The 18,637-nt window shown below is 37.5% G+C and carries 21 protein-coding genes and 1 other annotated feature; of the genes, 13 read left to right on the top strand and 8 right to left on the bottom strand.

What is annotated here, in order from left to right; genetic code table 11:
* Positions 1-22: 22 nt before the first annotated feature.
* Genes C8270_RS17210 through C8270_RS20110 form a run of 3 tightly spaced genes read left to right on the top strand, consistent with a single transcriptional unit; the run spans position 23 to position 1,429 of the window.
* Complete coding sequence (locus tag C8270_RS17210) at positions 23-787, top strand: YjbA family protein (protein WP_106498016.1); 765 nt, start codon at positions 23-25, stop codon at positions 785-787.
* 55 nt (positions 788-842) lie between these two features.
* Entirely contained in the window at positions 843-1,085 is a 243-nt protein-coding gene (locus C8270_RS20115; protein WP_158701760.1) for a hypothetical protein, read from the top strand.
* On the top strand, positions 1,082-1,429 hold the full coding sequence (locus tag C8270_RS20110) for a hypothetical protein (RefSeq protein WP_158701759.1): 348 nt from the start codon (positions 1,082-1,084) through the stop codon (positions 1,427-1,429). Before C8270_RS20115 ends, C8270_RS20110 begins: the two co-directional genes overlap by 4 nt.
* Before the next feature lie 69 nt (positions 1,430-1,498).
* On the opposite strand, the gene trpS is transcribed toward C8270_RS20110, so the two are convergent.
* Positions 1,499-2,497 (bottom strand): tryptophan--tRNA ligase, encoded by a 999-nt coding sequence (gene trpS, locus C8270_RS17205; protein ID WP_106498015.1) that lies wholly within the window; start codon positions 2,495-2,497, stop codon positions 1,499-1,501.
* 67 nt (positions 2,498-2,564) lie between these two features.
* Positions 2,565-2,743, bottom strand: a binding site (T-box leader).
* 833 nt (positions 2,744-3,576) lie between these two features.
* On the opposite strand from trpS, the gene C8270_RS17200 reads away from it, so the two are divergent.
* The 3 genes from C8270_RS17200 to C8270_RS17190 all read left to right on the top strand — a co-directional run bounded on the left by C8270_RS17200 (position 3,577) and on the right by C8270_RS17190 (position 6,638).
* A complete protein-coding gene (locus C8270_RS17200; RefSeq protein ID WP_106498014.1) occupies positions 3,577-4,983 on the top strand; it encodes a plasmid pRiA4b ORF-3 family protein in 1,407 nt (468 codons plus the stop codon).
* 324 nt (positions 4,984-5,307) lie between these two features.
* Positions 5,308-5,682: a hypothetical protein gene (locus tag C8270_RS17195; RefSeq protein WP_106498013.1), complete on the top strand. Its 375-nt coding sequence runs from the start codon at positions 5,308-5,310 to the stop codon at positions 5,680-5,682.
* Between the two features lie 14 nt (positions 5,683-5,696).
* Positions 5,697-6,638 carry an SEC-C metal-binding domain-containing protein gene (locus C8270_RS17190; RefSeq protein ID WP_106498012.1) on the top strand — a complete coding sequence of 314 codons (942 nt, stop codon included), beginning with the start codon at positions 5,697-5,699 and terminating at the stop codon, positions 6,636-6,638.
* A gap of 325 nt (positions 6,639-6,963) precedes the next feature.
* Here the strand turns inward: C8270_RS17190 and C8270_RS17185 are convergent, their stop codons facing one another.
* Genes C8270_RS17185 through C8270_RS17175 form a run of 3 tightly spaced genes read right to left on the bottom strand, consistent with a single transcriptional unit; the run spans position 6,964 to position 9,310 of the window.
* On the bottom strand, positions 6,964-8,190 hold the full coding sequence (locus tag C8270_RS17185) for a zinc-dependent alcohol dehydrogenase (RefSeq protein WP_106498011.1): 1,227 nt from the start codon (positions 8,188-8,190) through the stop codon (positions 6,964-6,966).
* On the bottom strand, positions 8,187-9,122 hold the full coding sequence (locus tag C8270_RS17180; protein WP_106498010.1) for a hypothetical protein: 936 nt from the start codon (positions 9,120-9,122) through the stop codon (positions 8,187-8,189). The genes C8270_RS17185 and C8270_RS17180 overlap by 4 nt, the downstream gene beginning before the upstream one ends.
* A complete protein-coding gene (locus tag C8270_RS17175) occupies positions 9,119-9,310 on the bottom strand; it encodes a hypothetical protein (RefSeq protein WP_106498009.1) in 192 nt (63 codons plus the stop codon). Before C8270_RS17175 ends, C8270_RS17180 begins: the two co-directional genes overlap by 4 nt.
* A gap of 155 nt (positions 9,311-9,465) precedes the next feature.
* Here C8270_RS17175 and C8270_RS17170 point away from each other — a divergent pair, with 155 nt between their 5' ends.
* Positions 9,466-10,380, top strand: coding sequence for a LysR family transcriptional regulator (locus tag C8270_RS17170; protein WP_106498008.1), 915 nt, complete (start codon positions 9,466-9,468; stop codon positions 10,378-10,380).
* 135 nt (positions 10,381-10,515) lie between these two features.
* On the opposite strand, the gene C8270_RS17165 is transcribed toward C8270_RS17170, so the two are convergent.
* Both C8270_RS17165 and C8270_RS17160 read right to left on the bottom strand, forming a co-directional pair.
* Positions 10,516-11,406: a DMT family transporter gene (locus C8270_RS17165; protein ID WP_106498007.1), complete on the bottom strand. Its 891-nt coding sequence runs from the start codon at positions 11,404-11,406 to the stop codon at positions 10,516-10,518.
* A gap of 267 nt (positions 11,407-11,673) precedes the next feature.
* Positions 11,674-12,315, bottom strand: coding sequence for an endonuclease III domain-containing protein (locus C8270_RS17160; protein WP_106498006.1), 642 nt, complete (start codon positions 12,313-12,315; stop codon positions 11,674-11,676).
* Between the two features lie 402 nt (positions 12,316-12,717).
* Between C8270_RS17160 and C8270_RS17155 the strand changes: the two genes are divergently transcribed.
* The 6 genes from C8270_RS17155 (at position 12,718) to phoU (ending at position 17,833) form a co-directional block, all read left to right on the top strand.
* A complete protein-coding gene (locus C8270_RS17155) occupies positions 12,718-13,611 on the top strand; it encodes a phosphate ABC transporter substrate-binding protein (RefSeq protein WP_106498005.1) in 894 nt (297 codons plus the stop codon).
* Positions 13,612-13,695: 84 nt separating this feature from the next.
* A complete protein-coding gene (pstC, locus tag C8270_RS17150) occupies positions 13,696-14,631 on the top strand; it encodes a phosphate ABC transporter permease subunit PstC (RefSeq protein WP_106498004.1) in 936 nt (311 codons plus the stop codon).
* Entirely contained in the window at positions 14,631-15,518 is an 888-nt protein-coding gene (gene pstA, locus C8270_RS17145; protein ID WP_106498003.1) for a phosphate ABC transporter permease PstA, read from the top strand. Before pstC ends, pstA begins: the two co-directional genes overlap by 1 nt.
* Positions 15,519-15,538: 20 nt before the next feature.
* Positions 15,539-16,363, top strand: coding sequence for a phosphate ABC transporter ATP-binding protein PstB (gene pstB / locus C8270_RS17140; protein ID WP_106498002.1), 825 nt, complete (start codon positions 15,539-15,541; stop codon positions 16,361-16,363).
* Positions 16,364-16,374: 11 nt separating this feature from the next.
* Positions 16,375-17,151, top strand: coding sequence for a phosphate ABC transporter ATP-binding protein PstB (gene pstB / locus C8270_RS17135; RefSeq protein WP_106498001.1), 777 nt, complete (start codon positions 16,375-16,377; stop codon positions 17,149-17,151).
* 25 nt (positions 17,152-17,176) lie between these two features.
* The gene (gene phoU, locus C8270_RS17130) at positions 17,177-17,833 is read left to right on the top strand and encodes a phosphate signaling complex protein PhoU (RefSeq protein ID WP_106498000.1); all 657 of its coding nucleotides are present in this window, start codon (positions 17,177-17,179) and stop codon (positions 17,831-17,833) included.
* 17 nt (positions 17,834-17,850) lie between these two features.
* Here the strand turns inward: phoU and C8270_RS20105 are convergent, their stop codons facing one another.
* Together C8270_RS20105 and C8270_RS17125 are read right to left on the bottom strand one after the other, a co-directional pair.
* Positions 17,851-18,006, bottom strand: a complete 156-nt coding sequence (locus tag C8270_RS20105) for a hypothetical protein (RefSeq protein WP_158701758.1) — start codon at positions 18,004-18,006, stop codon at positions 17,851-17,853.
* Positions 17,993-18,226 carry a hypothetical protein gene (locus C8270_RS17125; protein ID WP_106497999.1) on the bottom strand — a complete coding sequence of 78 codons (234 nt, stop codon included), beginning with the start codon at positions 18,224-18,226 and terminating at the stop codon, positions 17,993-17,995. The genes C8270_RS20105 and C8270_RS17125 overlap by 14 nt, the downstream gene beginning before the upstream one ends.
* Positions 18,227-18,637: the final 411 nt, after the last annotated feature.

Genomic DNA, 18,637 nt, shown 5'->3' with positions numbered 1-18,637 from the left:
AGTTGAAAAGCGAGGGTTGTTTATGTTGTATTTGCACGATGTGTGGGTGAATTGGTTTGAAGGAGAAGAAAATGGTTATAATGTGTGTTATTTTCATGAATGGCGTAAAGAAGATGGAATCGAGCTACTGGATCAGGTTCCATTGCTGTACATAAATGAAACACTTTACGATTATATTGAAAATGATATGCATGATTTGCCAAAGCCAATGCTTGATTGTATTTATAAACGTGCATATATTCGCAAAGGGCAAGAAAGAACTGTATTGGATTATGCTTGTATTGTTACCGATGGGTCGGATGTTATCGCCTTGGACACGATTGGTTATCAGATTCCCATCCGCAAAAGCAGATTAATCCCAAGGCAGGAGCAGCTAGTTTTTGATATGATTGAAAACACAAAAAAGCAATCATTTAAATTTGATGAAAATCTGTATCAGAAAGAGTATCATATGTTATCTATGCCGCCAGAATTGATTTATGGATTGACCAGACGTGAGCGACAACTAAAACAGTTACTCATGATGGCACTTGACCAACTACATACGGCAAATAATCTCGAAGAATTACGCTATTGGTTAACAGAATGGAATCCAAAAAAGTACCCGTTCATTCGTTATATGGACGAAGAAAAGGTTTGGCAAGCATTATACAATGGCGTGAAGTATGGGTGGAGCAATGCTCATGAGGAACTTTGTGGAAAATTGATTAAAGGCCAGCCATTCTTAGAAAAAATGTGGGAACTGGAGCAGAATCAGGAACAGCAAAATACTTCGAAGTTAAGGTAGCATATAAAAGCCCGGATTAGAATTTAATCCGGGCTTTGTTTATGCGTGCATATGTGTGGGCAACGGTGCCAGGGGGAGATTATCGTCCCAAGACCGAGAACATCGATCCGAGAACGAGACATCGACCCGAGACCGAGAACATCAACCCGGGGAACGTAAATATCGTCCCGAGACCAAGAACATCGACCCGAGAACGAGAACATCAACCCGGAGAACGAAAATATCGTCCCGAGACCAAGAACATCGGCGCGAAAGTGAGAACATCGACCCGAGACCGAGAACATCGGCGCGAAAGTGAGAACATCGACCCGAGACCGAAAACATCAACCCGGAGAACGAAAATATCGTCCCAAGACCGAGAACATCGACCCGAAAGCGAGAACATCGACCCGAGACCAAGAACATCGGCGTGAAAGTGAGAACATCGACCCGAGACCGAGAACATCAACCCGGGGAACGAAAATATCGTCCCGAGACCGAGAACATCGGCGCGAAAGTGAGAACATCAACCCGAAAGCGAGAATATCGACCCGGAGAACGAAAATATCGTCCCAAGACCGAGAACATCGGCGCGAAAGTGAGAACATCGACCCGAAAACGAGAACATCGACCCGAGACCGAGAACATCAACCCCGAAAGTGAGAACATCAACCCGAGACCAAGAACATCGGCGCGAAATCGTAAACATCGCCTTGACCGCGAAGGCATCAATTATTTCTTCTTCCGCTTCACGCGACCTAATCCCATTGCTTTCTTCGCTTTTGCTAAAGTTTTATTTGCTGTTAATGCTGCTTGGTCTGCGCCATTATCAAGTATATCATCCAATTCGTCTGCTTCGATTAATGCATTGTAGCGCTCTTGGATAGGTGCTAATACATCAATGACTGCTTGAGCTACATCCTGTTTAAATTCTCCGTATCCTTTACCTTGGTAATATGCTTCAAGGGCTTCAATTGATTCATTTCTGCAGCTTGCTAAAATCGTTAACAAGTTAGAGATGCCAGGCTTGTTTTCTTTATCGAATTTAACAATACCCTCTGAATCGGTCACAGCACTTTTTATTTTTTTCTCGATTTTCTTCGGTTCGTCTAACATTGAAATAAATGCTTTCTCATTTGCATCAGACTTACTCATTTTTTTCGTTGGTTCTTGTAAGGACATGATTCGCGCACCGACCTTTGGTACACTAATCTCCGGAATCGTAAAGATGTCATTATATTTGTTATTAAAGCGTTGCGCTAAATTTCGCGTTAATTCAAGGTGCTGTTTTTGATCTTCACCAACAGGAACTAAATTCGTATTGTACAATAAAATATCTGCAGCCATTAAAGGTGGGTATGTCAACAATGCGACAGATACCGCTTCTTTTCCATTTGCTTTGTCTTTAAATTGGGTCATTCGTTCTAATTCGCCGATATAACTGATTGATTGCATCATCCATGCCAATTCCGCATGTGCGGATACTTCAGACTGAATGAACAATGTAGACTTATTCGGATCGATTCCAGCTGCAAGGTACAAAGCTGCAAGGGAACGAATATTATTTCGTAATTTTAGTCTATCTTGCGGAACCGTTATTGCATGCTCATCAACGATACAAAAATAGCAATCATGATCTTCTTGTAGTTTTACGAATTGCTGCATTGCTCCTAAATAATTTCCAATTGTTAATGTTCCGCTTGGTTGAATTCCAGAAAATATGGTGTTCATATGATTCACTCCATCTATATTTTTATTTTTTAAAAAATCGCATTAAAAAAGCCCATTTATCCCATCGAAAAGGGACGAATGAACCGCGGTGCCACCCTGATTATCCTGCTTATGCAGAATCACTTTATTTTAAAATTTTTTAGCTCCAAAGTCCAATTCCAATATACCTTGATACTTGTTTTCACCGGCCACAAGTTCTCTTAAAATCAGTGGGTAATTGTACTACGCCTTTTTCATTGCTAAGGTATTGATTTTTTCTTATTATATATATCATTGTTGTAAAATGCAAGTTGAAAGTGTAGTTTGAGGTCGGATTGTCCACTGTGATAAATAGCAAACAATACATGTTGAAGTTGATACATCTGTTCTAAGTCCTGAAGAGTATGCTAAATTAATTTCCTAGGGACAAGAAGATGATCAAGCCCTCGACAGTTTTTCAGTTCATTACGAAAATAGAATATGAATAAATATTGCTTTTGCACCTGGTGTATTATGTTAACGGATGCAATCCTTTAATAAAAGATTCGTACCTGTATTATTATAGTGACAGGATTGTTTAAAGGTGCTGCTTAACCTATGTTTAATTATCTGGTGCTTATTGTGGAATACGAAGTTGAAGGATAAGGTGTATTTTATAAGCAAATAAAATATACTAGACCAGTACATCCAAAATCGTGTATAATCTTCAATATTATGGTACAACATTGGCAACCAAAAACTTAAGAGACAGCGAAATATTTAATACGGTTATGAATAAGGTGGCAGGAGTTGTTTTTATTGGTCTTGGTCTAAAATTAATGACAACTAAGCCATAATAAATTATTGTTTGAAACCTTTTTGTTAAACTCAGGTTTTATACTAACAAAAGGGTAATAGATTGTTCAGCAAGAGCGTGCTTTAGTTGAGAATATAATAAAAATAAAACACAAAACTGCTGGATGAGTTATTGAACCTATCCAAGCAGTTTCGCTTGTAAAATCGGAATGTAAAAAATTGTAAAAGTACAAATCACACACAATTAAAAATTCGATTAACCTCCCTCCATATCGGGATTAATAGTAGAGAGGAGAACTCAGGCATTGGCAAAACCTTCAAATAGAAACCAAGATTCAATTGGACAATTAACATTTGATAGTTATTTTGAAGAGAATATTGAATCTGAAAAAGATTCCAGAAAAATATCAGCATTGATACGTACAAAGCCATCTAATAATATATCTCGAAAATCGTTTCCTATTCAACTTGTTTTGGATTTTAATCGCTTTCTAGAATATATTGCGAACAGTCCTGTAAACTTGACTAAATTAAATGCGCATATTGCAAAAAAATATCTGCCAGAGATAAACGAGTGCTTATCCATAAAAGCGGAAAATGCTACAAAATCTTCGCAACAGGAATATTATCCATATATTCATTTTTTGTATTATCTCGCTTTAGGGGGAAGGTTAGTCGAAAAGGTTTCCCTCGATACGAATAAGCCCAAAATCCAAGTAACCGATCGGTGGAACTTATATCAATCATTAACGGATACAGAAAAATATTGCTTTTTATTAGAAAGCTTTTGGGTCGATACGAACTGGGCACATTTGCAAAATAAAAGGAATTGGGAAATTCATCATATGCTTCCAGAAATATTGAGGCAATTAAGAGACGAAAAATCTGCTAATCGTTTTCAATTAAATGATCAAGGTCTTTTAGCAAGATTTATTTATGATTGGCATTATTTTCTTCTGTATTTCGAGTGGTTTGGATTCTGGGTATGCGAAAAGGATCAGGAAAAAATCGATAAATACGGAAAAAAGAACTGTTATTTTGCCAAATCTATCACGTTAACAGAATTCGGCAAAAAAATGATTCCGATTTTAATGGAAAAGCGAAATGTTGAAAAATGGAATATCTCATTACGACGACAAAGAGGAGAGGTAAATCCTCAACCAGGTTCAGCAATGCCATTTATCTATAATTTAGACTCTATTAAAGAAGATAGGATAGATCGAAGCACTGAACCATTTTATCAAGCATTTGTGAAAGTTTTTAACAAGAGAGATTTGCAGCAAACATTACCAAGAATGGAAAAAGGCTTTGTAAAGGGTGTGTATACGTTTAAAGTATCTTTTGACAAAGGTATATGGCGGAAAGTTGTCTTATCAGCCAATCACACCATGGAGGATCTACATAGGGTGATTATAAAGTCATATCAATTTGATGATGACCACCTATACGGTTTCTTTATGGATGGAAGAAAGTGGTCCAATGAAAGCATTGTCGCACCAGGAGATTATGACGGCCATCCTACCGCAGATGAAGTCAACATTGGAACGCTTGGAATGCATTCAGGTCAACGGTTTCTGTACTTATATGATTATGGTGATGAATGGCAATTTACCATTACGGTTGAAGACATTTCAGGGGATGAACCTGAGCCAGAAACACCCTATCTTGTTGCATCGCTTGGGGAAGGTCCAGAACAATACTTTTGGTATTAGGAGAGAGCACAGTTCCCTGCTAGTACAAGGTCTTTATTGGTGTGATGTGCCACAAATGGTGCAAAAATGCCGTGGAAAAGTCGTTTATCAGTGTGATGAGGGCAAGTCCCCCTAAAGGCTTAATCATATATGGACTAGATTTTACCTGGTAAGATTAATATACTAAATAACTAGTCCATTAAAATGAGGGGGTTGTTTGTCAGTGGGGATTAAAAGAAATTTGGAGAAGGATTACCGTATGAATCACAATCTGCTATTAATAAATTGCAAAAAAAATAGTGAACGCTATAATTTGGATTATATTGAATAATAAAGGATGTAACGATGAGTAAGAAAAATATTGAACAAAGAATACGACGACATTCTATAGAATTGATAAAGGAAAAAGGCTATATTAGTCCAGTAGACCTTCTATTGAAAATGGATAGGCTGACACCGAAACAAGTAGAAGATTGGCGTTTTAAAAGAATATCCTATTTAGAACGGGTAACAGTTGGAAATCTAGCGAACTTAAATCATGCACTGAAAACATTAAAGAAATTTGCGGAAGAACAAAATCTAAAACCATCCATCACGGTCTATAAATCTTGGGGAAAGGGACCGAAAAAGCATTTACGTTTTTCTAAATCAGGTAATCCTTTTATGGAGGAATTGTATTCGACTCATTATGTACAAGCAAAAAGTAAAAAAACTTTCTAAAGGAGATACAAGCTATGAAAGTTGGAAGAAATAACCCTTGTCCGTGTGGAAGTGGAAAAAAATATAAAAAGTGTTGTGTTCATAAACAGGAAGTTGCTACCGGGAATCCAATATTACCTTTAAACTATCGATGGACAGAAGAAAAAGTAAACAAGCTGGATTCAGATGCTATTATGGACAATCTAACAAGTTTTGGTATTCCTATAACAGTTGATGATTTTAAGCGTGTAATAAGGAATGTTAGCTCGGTTGGAGAATTACTATTTAAATGGGAAAAATTATATCATTTAAATACTAACGATTCTATGATTGATTTTACCTTCTTGGCTATCAAAGTATTAGCTTCCAGGTTGGCACCTACACATCTGTTACTAGAACAGATAGATGATTTAATGCTGGAAGGGTACAATGATGAACAGTTAAATCATGAAGAACGAGCGGTCGAAAAATGGATGGAAGTATGGGAGAAAACACTGCTATGGTTAGGAGATACACAGTTAACTGATATTAGGGAATTGAATGATAGAACCCGTCCATTAATGAGCCAATTTTACAGCAACTGGGTTCAAGATTTTGAAATGGCTCTAGCAAATGCTGGTAGAAGTGATGTTAGGTACGCTACAATGAGAAAAGATTTTACAAATGATTTTCTGGAAAAATTTCCTGATTCTGATTCACTAATTATCCAAAATATGACTGTAGCTAAAGGAGAGTCATTATTTTATTTAGGGGGATATGAGGAATCTGAAGTTGTGTTTCAAGAGTATATCCAAAAAAATCCAGATAATTTTTGGCCCTATGTTCTTTGGGGGGATTTATATAATCCGGAAATGCAATCCAAAATGCCGAATAAGGAGCGTTCAATTTCTTTATACAAAAAAGCTATTAACAAGGCTTTGGATAAGTATGATCGAGAAGCTGTGGAAGAAAGATTGCATGAATTAACTAACGATTGATTATATTTTTATATTTAATGATGACAATAGTATACAAAAAGTGTGGATAGCCGCCTTGCTTTTTGTATACTTCTAAAAATTAGGAGCTTGGAAAATAAAGCTCCTAATTTTTAGAGATGTAATGATGAGCAAGAAAAAATCGAACAAAGAGTTTGACAACATCCATTCATAGGAGCAATATCAACCATTAGTTTTTCATTTACTAAAGTTTCGGCATACGCTATATTGGACGAGACATAGGCCGAGCTTTTCTACAAGGAATTTTGATAATACATATTTTTGCTGCAAAAGGGTAATTAAACTATCTAACTTTGCGCGCCATCTGCTAAATACGAAATAGTGTTTTGACCGATTGATACTTCCCGCGATCCAAATTTGCTGTGATTGCTTCCCGATAATCTTCCAAAGGATATTCATGTGTAACTAACTGTTCAAGCGGATAATCTGGATGCTGTTCAATTAGTTCAAAGAGTAGCTCCTGTGTTGAGGTTGTAATTCCTTCCCAAGTTTCTTTTTTTGAATACGCATGTGTGCCCAACACGGTCAGCTCGTTTGCCCAAACGAACGTCCAATCTAATTTTTTAATTTCACCTGCACAGCCTACCAGTGTCACCTTTCCGCGTTCACGTGCCATTCTTAGCGCATCATCTAGGCTCTCCTTACTGCCAATGCAATCATAAACAGCATCATAGCCCCCGACAAAAATATCTCTTCCAAGGGCAGGCTTATGTCTTGACGTTTCAGGCATTTTTAATAATGTATCCTCTAGTTCCTTCCGACTCGTTAATCCATTATTTGCGCCAAGTTTTAATCCCATCTCTCGCTGGTATTGAAGCAGGCTCAGTTGTGTAATGTGACAGTCGATCTCTAGCAGATGAATTGCTGCAATTACCGCGTAGGCAATCATGCCACCACCGATGACAAGAACGTGCTCACCACTCTTAGGTGGTTGACGAAGTACTGCGTGCAATCCAACGCTTAACGGTTCGGACATTGCGGCAACCTTATCGGATATTGTATCAGGAACTGGAATGGCCATGGATTCATGGACAACTAGTGATTCACTCCATCCACCTGGCAAATCTTTACAGAATCCAAGAATCATTCCTGGACCGAATGTATCTGTTCCACTTTTATACCGGCATAAGCTATGCAGTCCTTTTCTGCATGCAGGACAGGGACTTTTCAATCCGCGAACTTCACAGGTGATATAGGGGTCCAGTGTGATACGCTGCCCCACCTCTACCTCTGTGACATCGTTCCCAACTTCGGTCACAATGCCGACAACTTCATGCCCTAAAATAGATGGGAATGAATTAAAGGGGGTAATTGATGGTGACGTTTTATAGAAAATTGCTCCCATATCCGATCCACAAACCCCAGCATAAATTGGTTTTACTTTCAGCCAGCGTTCGTTTGGAAGTGTCGGCTCTTCCACATGGCTTAGTGATAATGCAGAAGGTTTCCCATAATACAGCGAAGGAAAGTGTTTGCCAAACGCTTTTGCTGCTAAATATTTTGGTATAGTAAAGTCGTAAACTATTCCTTTCATGTCTGACCGCCATCTTTTTTCGGTCTTTTTATGGTACCGATTGCTACTTTTTTATGCCTAAATGAAGGTTTTGGACCTATCAAAGGAAATTTTGGTGACCATTCAGAACTTGGGAAGACCTGAGGGAATTTTGGATTTTCCTTACTAGGGTCAGCCACTAATTTTTCCTGGACCATGGAATTGTATTGTCTAGCCGTTTCCTCAAGGGTGTTCCCATTGATGACAACATCGAATCCTGTTTTTTTCGCATATGATCTTAGAGCGCGGACGCCACTTTCCTCTGGTGCATAACATTCCGCCGCGATCCCGTTTTCACTCGATACCCAGATTCCTGTATCCGTATTAACTACCAAAGAATGATTGCCATGTGTGTGGCCCGGAGTAAACATCAGCATGGCACCCGGTCCTAAAAGCACATCCCCTTCTGTGAATATGATTCGATCCTCAGGTATATCCTCGAATTGCTCAGGTTGATACCAAATCGTTTGCAATGGGTGAAGATATGGCAATATATCCCACTCCTTTTTTTGCACGATCAATTTCGCATTAGGAAAATAGGGTTTGATTGGTTCACGTGGACTAAGATCAGCTTGTGGCTTAGTTGTACCAACCCATCGGCGTATATCCTGAGTGTGAAGATGATCATACGTAATAAAATCAATATCCTCAGGTTTAAGTCCTGCTTGTTCTAAATAACCTTCAACCGTTCCATGAAACTTGGAAACTACCTTTGTACTTAGAAACTCACCAAACTTTTCTACAGTTGATTTAAAATACGGTGTTCCCACACTCAATTCGGCTTCGGTTGGCTCATTTAACAGTGTCCAAGTACGGCCCTCAGCCTCCCATTGTACAATGAACATACGATTTTTAAACCATAGATACGGTGACAGACTTCGTTTCGCCCTCCACAACCCATATTCAATTTTCATGGAACTGTAACCAAGTCGAAAGAATAAAACGCTGCTACTTTACCGGTCTCTTTAAACCATTCCTTAAAACCTGGAACGGCCTCCTTAACTTTTTGTAACTGTCTGCCCGGATTAGGGTCATTATGAGCTTCCTCAAAATGTGGTATCCGTTGAAAAATGTCCTGCGTTTCAAGATTTTCTGTTTTCATTGATACCCCTCCTGATTTTACTGATCGATGTAGTTTGTGGTTAATAATCTATTCTGAAGTTTCTAATTATATTATACAAACTCATTTCTATAATGTATATTTAATTATAATGATAATTTGTTAAGTTTTACTAATAGTAAAGGGAGGGTGTCTATATGAATATCGAACAACTAAGATACATCGCGGAAGTCGCAAAATTGGGATCGCTTTCAGTGGCCCAGCAACTTCACATTACACAATCAGCTATAAGTCAGTCGATCACGAATCTAGAAGCTGAATTAGGTGTGAAAATTTTTAATCGCTCACGACTTGGGGCTACACCTACAGATATGGGCTATAAAATTATCAAGAAGGCTTTAGAAACATTGGAGAAACTGGAAGAAATAAAACTGGAAGCCGACATGAGTCTTAATTTGGTAGGTGGAAAATTAAGATTAGGAACAATTCCGAGTCCTTTGATGTACTTACCTAAGACGCTATCATCGTTTAAAGAAGATTATCCAAATATACAAATTGAGATTGCAGAAAAGGCATCACAAGCTATTATAGATGATATAAAACAAGATAGGCTTGATATTGGGCTAATTGGTTTGAGCAGAGAAGGGAAAGAAATGAGGGACGAAGACATTGTATTTGAAATTGTCTTACGTGGAAAAATGATAGCAGCTGCGAGCAAACAATCCCCGTTAGCCTTTACAAAATCAGTCACACCACAAGAAATTCGAAACTACTTGCTTGTTATCTACAATGATGATCGAATGTGGGAGTTTATCAACGATCTCACAACCCAATTCGGCGCTGCAGATATTTTGTTTTCGACCAATAATTTGGATGCTATTCGTAATGCTGTCATCGAAAATTTGGCAATCACAATAGCTCCCGATTATACGGTGAAAAACGATCCTTATGCTCGAACGGGAGAAATTGTACCAATCGAGATTGCTAATCTTGAACAAGATTATCCGGGAATGGCTTTGGTTTGGTCAAAAACAAAGAGTAGCACAGCCATTATTAGGAACTTTGTATCAAGGCTAACATCAGATATGATGGAACTTAGGAATCGTTCATAAGTAGCTTCACCTTGAAGTTTAAGAGAGCATTCCTAAGATTTACAAGCTATCATGAAAACGTGCCGGGATGATTTTCGGCAACATTTTTTCATATGCAGCCACTTGAAATGCTCAAGTAGATTTAGAGTTTATCAATTACTCGCTGTTCTTTACCAATTGTCTTTTTTTTCGTTGATAGCTGGAAAGGATGACTCCCCCCACGATAAAGACTGATCCTACCAATTCTATTCCTGTAACCGGCTTGGAAAGTAAAAGTAATCCGACAATCATGGCGACAAAAGGTTCTAAATTGGATAGAATTGATGCTTTTGAAGCGTCAACATGGCGAATGTTGTTATTCCAAATAAGGGTAGCTATTCCATGGACAATAACGGCTGTTCCAATTAGAAGAGCCCAATCAGGAATGGCGACACTTATTCGCATTGGACGGTCAATTATGAAAACAAAAGGGATTGAGACAATAAATCCGACAATATTTGAATAGAACGTAATGGAAAGTGGATCAACCCTTTGAGAGAGAACTCTAGTTATAATAATCATTATGGCGAATGTGATCATCGTTACTACAATCCATATTAGGCCTTTATCAATGTTTATAGAGGTTAAGTCTCCTTTTGTAACAACCAAATAAATTCCTATAATCGCAACGACAGAACCCAACAATGTACGTATCGTTATTTTTTCCTTCAAAAAAATTGCAGCTAAAAAGCCGGTTAAAATGGGCGTTGTTGCTAGAATTAATGCAGATGTTGTTGGATCAGCTGTTTGTAAACCAACAAAAAAAGACCATTGATTAACGAAAACACCAATAATTCCCAGAAACAATATTGCAAGTAAATCGTTCTTATTTAGTCGTTTTACATGCTTTTTAGAAAGCGCTATTCCAGTTAAAACAAATACAATAAAGAATAGTCTTAATGATGTTAACAGGGTTGGGGAAAAATCTTGAACTAATATCTTTCCAAATACAAAATTACTTCCCCAAACGACAACACAAACAGTAAGCCACAAATAAGCTTTTAACATATTTTTTACGCTCCTACATACAAAATGATTAATGGTAATCCAAATATAAAAGAAGCGGTTACTCTTCACCCGCTTCTTAACATAACTTCTATAACAATGTGCTCAAGATTATCTTTTATTTAAATTATCATCGCTAATGGTATAGGCTTTTTATATTATATATCAATTTTTTGAACTGTCAATGAGTTTGTGTAACATATCTTTGTTAACTTTTAACTTCCGCATCTGTGTATCGTTTTTTGCTTGTTTCCGTCGCCTTAGAAGTACTTAATCCAATCTTTGATCACAATTATTTGCCAATGGACAAGTTTCACATATCGGTTTCACCCTGCAAAATTGCTTCGCATGTTCCACTAAAAGTGCATGAAATTCATTATATAATTGTAAGTCGTCCGGAAAATCTTTCTCAATTTGCTGACGAAATCCATCGTAGGATGTCTGCATATCATATCCCATTCGATAAAAAATCCTTCTTGCATAAGCATCAGCAACAAATATGGGTTTATCAAATCCATAAAGTAGCATAACATCAGCGGTTTCCCGACCAATGCCGTTTATGTTTAGCAGTTCATTGCGCAATTCCCATCTATCTATCTTTTTAATTTTGTCAATGTCATAATGATAGTTTTTAAACCATCCAATAAATGCTTTTATACGCTTGGCTTTTATATTGAAAAATCCACTTGATCTGATAAGCTGCGCAAGCTCTTCTGCAGACAATTGATCAATTAATTCAGGATCCATATAAGGCTTTAGTTTTTGCAATGCCTTGTTAGCATTTCGCCAATTCGTATTTTGAACAAGTATGGAACCGATTAACATTTCAAAGTGTGTATCAGCAGGCCACCAGTTTTGTGGGCCATAATGGTTGAATAGCATGTCATAGGTTAATTGATAGTTGGATTGCATATTGTACCTCCACTTACTTCTGTATCAAAATTATTACAGTTTTACCCGTCCTAATTCAAGTAATCTATCTTTCATCGGAATCCTGACACGTTAATCTGCAACCTGCCAATTTCCCACTTTTATGAATCACACGGTGACAATGATCTGATTTTTTTATTTTTTTAAATTAGTTGAAAGAATATGCGTTAGGGGTCTCATATGCGACGTAAGGGCTGCAGAATATCTTATTCCAAATCAAAAGCAAAGCAAGATAACGAAAATATTTTAACTAAAACTGACGGCCTCAAGTTAAATTTACAATATTTTAACGATTAGTTTACAGTGAGTTAATGTTAATCAGTTATGATGAAATTGAGCTTGGTTAAACCAAGCTTGACACTATAAATTAAGGGGGAAATAGAATTGAAAAAATTAGCAGGATTGTCCGTACTTCTTATTTTAACTGCAGGATTACTTACAGCATGTGGTGCTGGAGAAGAAGAACAAGGAAGTAGCTCAAACTCAGATGAAAAAAGTGGTTCTATTGTAGTTTCTGGTTCTAGTGCAATGCAACCGTTAGTTGCCGCAGCCGCAGAAGAATTCATGGCACAAAATCCTAAAGCAGATGTAACAGTCAATGCTGGTGGATCTGGTACTGGATTAAGTGAAGTTTCTGAGGGGACGGTAGATATCGGTAACTCCGACGTCTTCGCTGAAGAAAAAGATGGGATACCTGCTGATGAGTTAGTAGATCACAAAGTGGCTGTGGTAGGTATGACTGCTGCAGTAAATCTAGAAGTAGGAATTAATAATCTTTCTAAAGAAGACTTGATTAAGGTATTCACTGGCGAGGTTACCAACTGGTCTGAAGTGGGTGGGAAAGATCAAGCTATTACATTAGTGAACCGTCCTGATTCATCAGGTACTCGTGCAACATTTGTTAACTATGCTTTAGATGGTGCAATACCCGCAGAAGGTATAACTGAAGATTCTTCCAATACAGTTAAGAAAATTATTAAAGAGACTCCTGGTGCAATTGGGTACTTGGCATTTTCCTATTTCACAGATGACTCAGTCGTTCCTCTATCTGTGGATGGCATAGAAGCAACAGATGAAAATGTTCAATCAGGTGAATTTCCCATTTGGGCTTACGAACATTCATATACGAAAGGCGAACCGACTGGCTTAGCAAAAGCATTCTTAGAGTATCTAATGAGTGATGACATACAAGATGGGTTACTTCCTGAACAAGGTTATATTGCTGCTACAAAAATGCAAGTGAAGCGTGATGCGGAAGGGAACCAAACTGATAAATAATACGCTAGGTAAAAAATATTTAACTCAAATTACGTAGGGTAAAATAACGAATTTACCCTACTACGATTTTTAGGGGTGAATTTCATGAAAATCACTACGACGGCTACTACAGCAAAAGAAAGGTTGTTAAAATCCAATAAAAAAAGATCACAGGGTGAGTTCAGAGGACGAATGCTAGTTAAGTTGTGTGCGCTTATTATGATAATTGCAACGATTGCTATTACTGCTTTCCTTACAATAAAAGGACTTCAATCTTTTATCGTAAATGGTGTGAATCCAATTGAATTTTTAACCAGTATGGATTGGAATCCCACCAGTAATGAAAATCCTCAATATGGTGCGCTGCCATTTGCTTTTGGCTCTCTCGCTGTAACATTTCTATCAGCCTTAGTTGCGGCGCCTTTGGGTATTGGGGGAGCCATTTTTATGACGGAAATCGCACCGTCTTGGGGGAAAAAGGTATTACAACCTGTTATCGAATTACTAGTAGGAATTCCATCTGTTGTCTATGGATTTATCGGTCTTACCGTGTTAGTACCACTTGTACGGAATACGTTTGAAGGCTCGCCGGCAGGTTTTAGCTTGTTAGCTGGAACAATTGTATTATCGGTTATGATATTGCCGACAATTACCACCATTGCTACAGATGCAATGGGGACATTACCGGGTAACTTGCGTGAAGGGTCTTATGCGCTAGGGGCAACACGATGGCAAACAATACGGAAGGTTTTAATTCCAGCGGCATTGCCATCATTATTAACAGCGGTTGTTTTGGGTATGTCCAGAGCATTTGGAGAAGCACTAGCAGTTCAAATGGTTATCGGAAATGTTCGTGATCTTCCGGCTTCATTACTAGACCCATCTGCAACACTAACTACCATTATTACGTTAAATATGGGTCATACCACATACGGTAGTGTAGAAAATAATACGTTGTGGTCGATGGGATTAATCTTATTAATTATTTCATTCCTATTTATTTTAATCATTCGTTACTTGTCATCTAGGAGGAAAATTTAATGAACAGCAAGGTAACAGACCGTATAGCTACAGGTGTTTTTATTTTATTAGCATCCATTATTGTAATCATACTAGCTGGATTATTTTCCTTTATTTTATTTAGAGGGGTCCCGGAAATTTCATGGGACTTTTTAACTTCTGCATCTAGTACCGTAAGTGCTGGAGGGGGAATACGTGATCAACTATTTAATTCCTTTTATGTTTTATTTGTCACCATGCTGATAACTGTTCCATTAGGTGTTTTTGGCGGAATTTATATGGCTGAATATGCGAAACAAGGTAGGGTAACAAACTTTATTCGTTCGTGCATTGAAATGCTTGCATCGCTTCCTTCCATTGTGGTTGGTATGTTTGGTTTACTTATATTCGTAAACACGATGGGGTGGGGTTATTCGATTGTTGTGGGAGCCTTGGCATTAACCATTTTTAATATTCCTGTTATGGTTCGCGTTACAGAAGATGCCATTCGGTCAGTTCCATCTGAGCAAAAGGAAGCAAGTCTGGCGCTAGGGATTACCCATTGGCATACAATCAAAACATTACTAATTCCAAGTGCCTTTCCAGGGATATTAACGGGGGCAATCCTTGCATCTGGCCGTGTTTTTGGAGAAGCCGCTGCATTGCTTTTTACGACAGGTTTATCGACCTCAAATTTAGATTACGGGAATTGGAATCCTTTTTCAGAAACTTCACCATTAAATCTCTTTCGGCCAGCAGAGACGTTGTCAGTGCATATATGGGCGGTAAACACAAATGGAATTATGCCAGATGTCGAAAAAATTGCAGACGGTTCATCAGCTGTTTTGGTTATTTCCGTGTTAATTTTTAATTTATTAGCCCGCTTGATAGGAAAACTCGTTCACAGAAAGGTTACAGCTAGCAAGTAAAAGGGTAGGTGTAAAAAGCTATGAAAAAATCAACAAGCATACAAGAAAAACCGAGGAAAAATCAAAATGAGGAAGATAAATTTGCAACGAAAGAAATCATTTTGAGTGTCAAAGATTTAAGCATTTTTTATGGAAATAATGAAGCAGTAAAAAAGGCATCATTTGACATTAAAAAAAACGCTGTAACAGCACTGATTGGTCCTTCAGGGTGTGGAAAATCAACCTTCCTTAGAAGTATCAATAGAATGAATGATTTGATTCCAATCTCTTACAATCAGGGAGAAATAATTTATGAAGATATTAATATTCTTGATGAAAATATTAATGTTATCGCACTAAGAAAAGAGATCGGAATGGTTTTTCAAAAGCCGAATCCATTTCCTAAGTCTATTTATAACAATATTACGCTCGCATTACGATTTTATGGAATTAAAGGCAAAAAAGAATTGGATAAAATAGTGGAAGAAAGTTTAAGAAAAGCAGCCCTTTGGGATGAAGTAAAAGACAGACTTCACGAAAGTGCTTTATCGCTATCTGGTGGTCAACAGCAAAGACTTTGTATTGCTAGAACACTTGCGATGGAACCAAATGTTTTATTATTAGATGAACCGGCATCAGCACTTGATCCAATTTCAAATGCAAAAGTTGAAGAATTAATCGCTGAGCTTAAAAACGATTATTCTATCGTAATCGTGACACATAATATGCAGCAAGCATCAAGAATATCGGATAAGACTGCCTTTTTCTTAAATGGGGAAGTCATTGAATACGATGACACGGAAACGATTTTCACCACCCCTGTCCAACAAAAAACTGAGGACTATATATCGGGCAGATTTGGCTAAGGAGGAAGAAAATGAGTGTTACATTAACAAAAACCAATACCGTTTTTGATGTGAAGGATCTGAACCTATGGTATGGAAGTTTTCATGCTCTTAAAAATTTAAAATTTTCCATGTCAAAAGGAGAGGTGACAGCAATAATCGGACCTTCCGGATGTGGTAAATCTACATTTATAAAGACACTTAATCTAATGGTTAATATGATTCCAACTGTAAAAATGGCTGGTGAAATAAACTATAACGGTTCGAATATTTTAAGTGGTAGAACTGATTTAGTCGAATTAAGAAAACAAATTGGAATGATTTTTCAGAAAGGTAACCCATTTCCACAGTCCATTTACGATAATGTTGCATACGGACCTCGAATTCATGGGGTTAAAAGTAAGAAAAAGCTTGACCAAATTGTTGAGTCATCCTTAAAAGACGTAGCCTTATGGGATGAAGTAAAGGATCGTCTTAATAGTAATGCAAGAGGATTATCAGGAGGCCAGCAACAGAGAGTATGTATTGCTCGGGCATTAGCCACCAAACCAGAAGTGATTTTAATGGATGAACCAACGTCGGCGTTAGATCCTATCTCTACTTTGAAAATAGAGGAATTAATCATGGAATTGAAGGATAAATATACCATTGTAATCGTAACGCATAACATGCAGCAAGCAGCACGAATATCTGACAAAACGGCATTCTTTTTGCACGGTGAGATTGTGGGATTTTCGGATACAAACACATTATTCTCTAAGCCAAATGATAGAAGAACAGAAGATTATATCACTGGTCGGTTTGGTTAAATAAAAGAAAAGAGGGATAAACGATATGGCTCCAAGAGAACAATTTGAAATGGAATTAAATAAAATGAAAGACAGGATTATTGAGCTTGCAAAGGGTGCTGAAAACTTATTAATGGAAGCTGTGGATGGCTTATATAATCAAGACGTAAAAAAGGCCAATCAAGTGGCGATAGATGATAAACGGCTAGATAAATTAGATAAAAAAATCAATGATGAAGCAATACTTCTGATTGCTAAGCAACAACCAGTAGCAACAGATTTGAGAAGATTGATTGTGGCTATCCGTATTTCATCTGATTTAGAACGGATGGCTGATAATGCAAAAAATATTGCCAAGGCAACGATACACCTTGGTGAAGATCATGGTATCGAAATTAACCCTGTATTAAATGAGATGAAAAAGAAAGCTATTGATATGATTGACTTAACAATCAAGGCTTATGAAAATGAGGATATTACGTTGGCACGGAAGTTAGCAAATATGGATGATTTAGTTGATAATATGTATGGCGAAGTGGTTAGAGAGATGTTAGAAGAAACAGCCGCTAATTCACGAAAAGTTCAGCATATTATGCAGGTGGCTTTTAGTGCAAGATATATTGAACGAATTGCTGATCATGCAACTAATGTTGGTGAAAGTATTATATATCTTGTTAAAGGTGAGTCCTTTGAGTTGAATTAATCTCTAAAGGATTGTCATCATCTTTCTACAGCTAACCCCCCAACAACAACAGGTTTTAAATTTTCTTGTCCGAAAAGGCTGGTAAGTATAGCCGTTGTTTGAAGCATCTTCTCGAATTTAGGTTTTCCCTTTAACTGATCAATTTTTGATTTAGCCTCATCAATCGAAATCATAGAACCACTTCCGTTTAGAAAGGTATTTTATTTTGCCTTCTTGTTCAGCCTTTTTCCAGCGTTCTTTACAGAGTTTATCGATAATCATTTGTTCTTCCTTATCTCTTTCGCGGGTACGCATCCGTTTTTCTGAACTGCGATTCCTAACAATTAACTGCTCTACTTCGGTTTTTTCTTCATCTATCCATTGGTTAAGATCTTTAATGTTTATTCTTTGCATTTCTCATCACCACTTGTTAAAGGTTACTTATAGTATACCATGTTTAATGTGAAAATAAGCCAGTTAATTCATGAAATATTTTGATAAAAATGGTCATTATAAATACTCAACTTTCGCACCAATAAAATAAGATCAACAGTTAGCTGAGGCAAACTTGAAACGTTTCTAATAATTGCCTTGACAACCTAGGTAAACATAAGGATTGTTTTCTAAAATATTGGGACTGCGATTACTCGTCCCACGAAAGCATTTGTGGTTTTGTATATAAAAGATATAAAATGCGAAGTAACTAAGAAATTGCTCCCTCGCCGTTCCGGAAATACACTACGCTTTCCGGGGGCGGCTGCTGAGCCTCCTCGTGCTAACGCACTGCGGGGTCTCACCTAGGCCTTTCCTCCCCCAGGAGTCTCC

Origin of the sequence: Lentibacillus sp. Marseille-P4043, from assembly GCF_900258515.1 — a bacterium.
Classification (GTDB): Bacteria; Bacillota; Bacilli; order Bacillales; family Amphibacillaceae; genus Lentibacillus_C.
The sequence above is the reverse complement of the archived record's forward strand: the minus strand, read 5'-3'. Positions and strand labels throughout refer to the sequence as shown.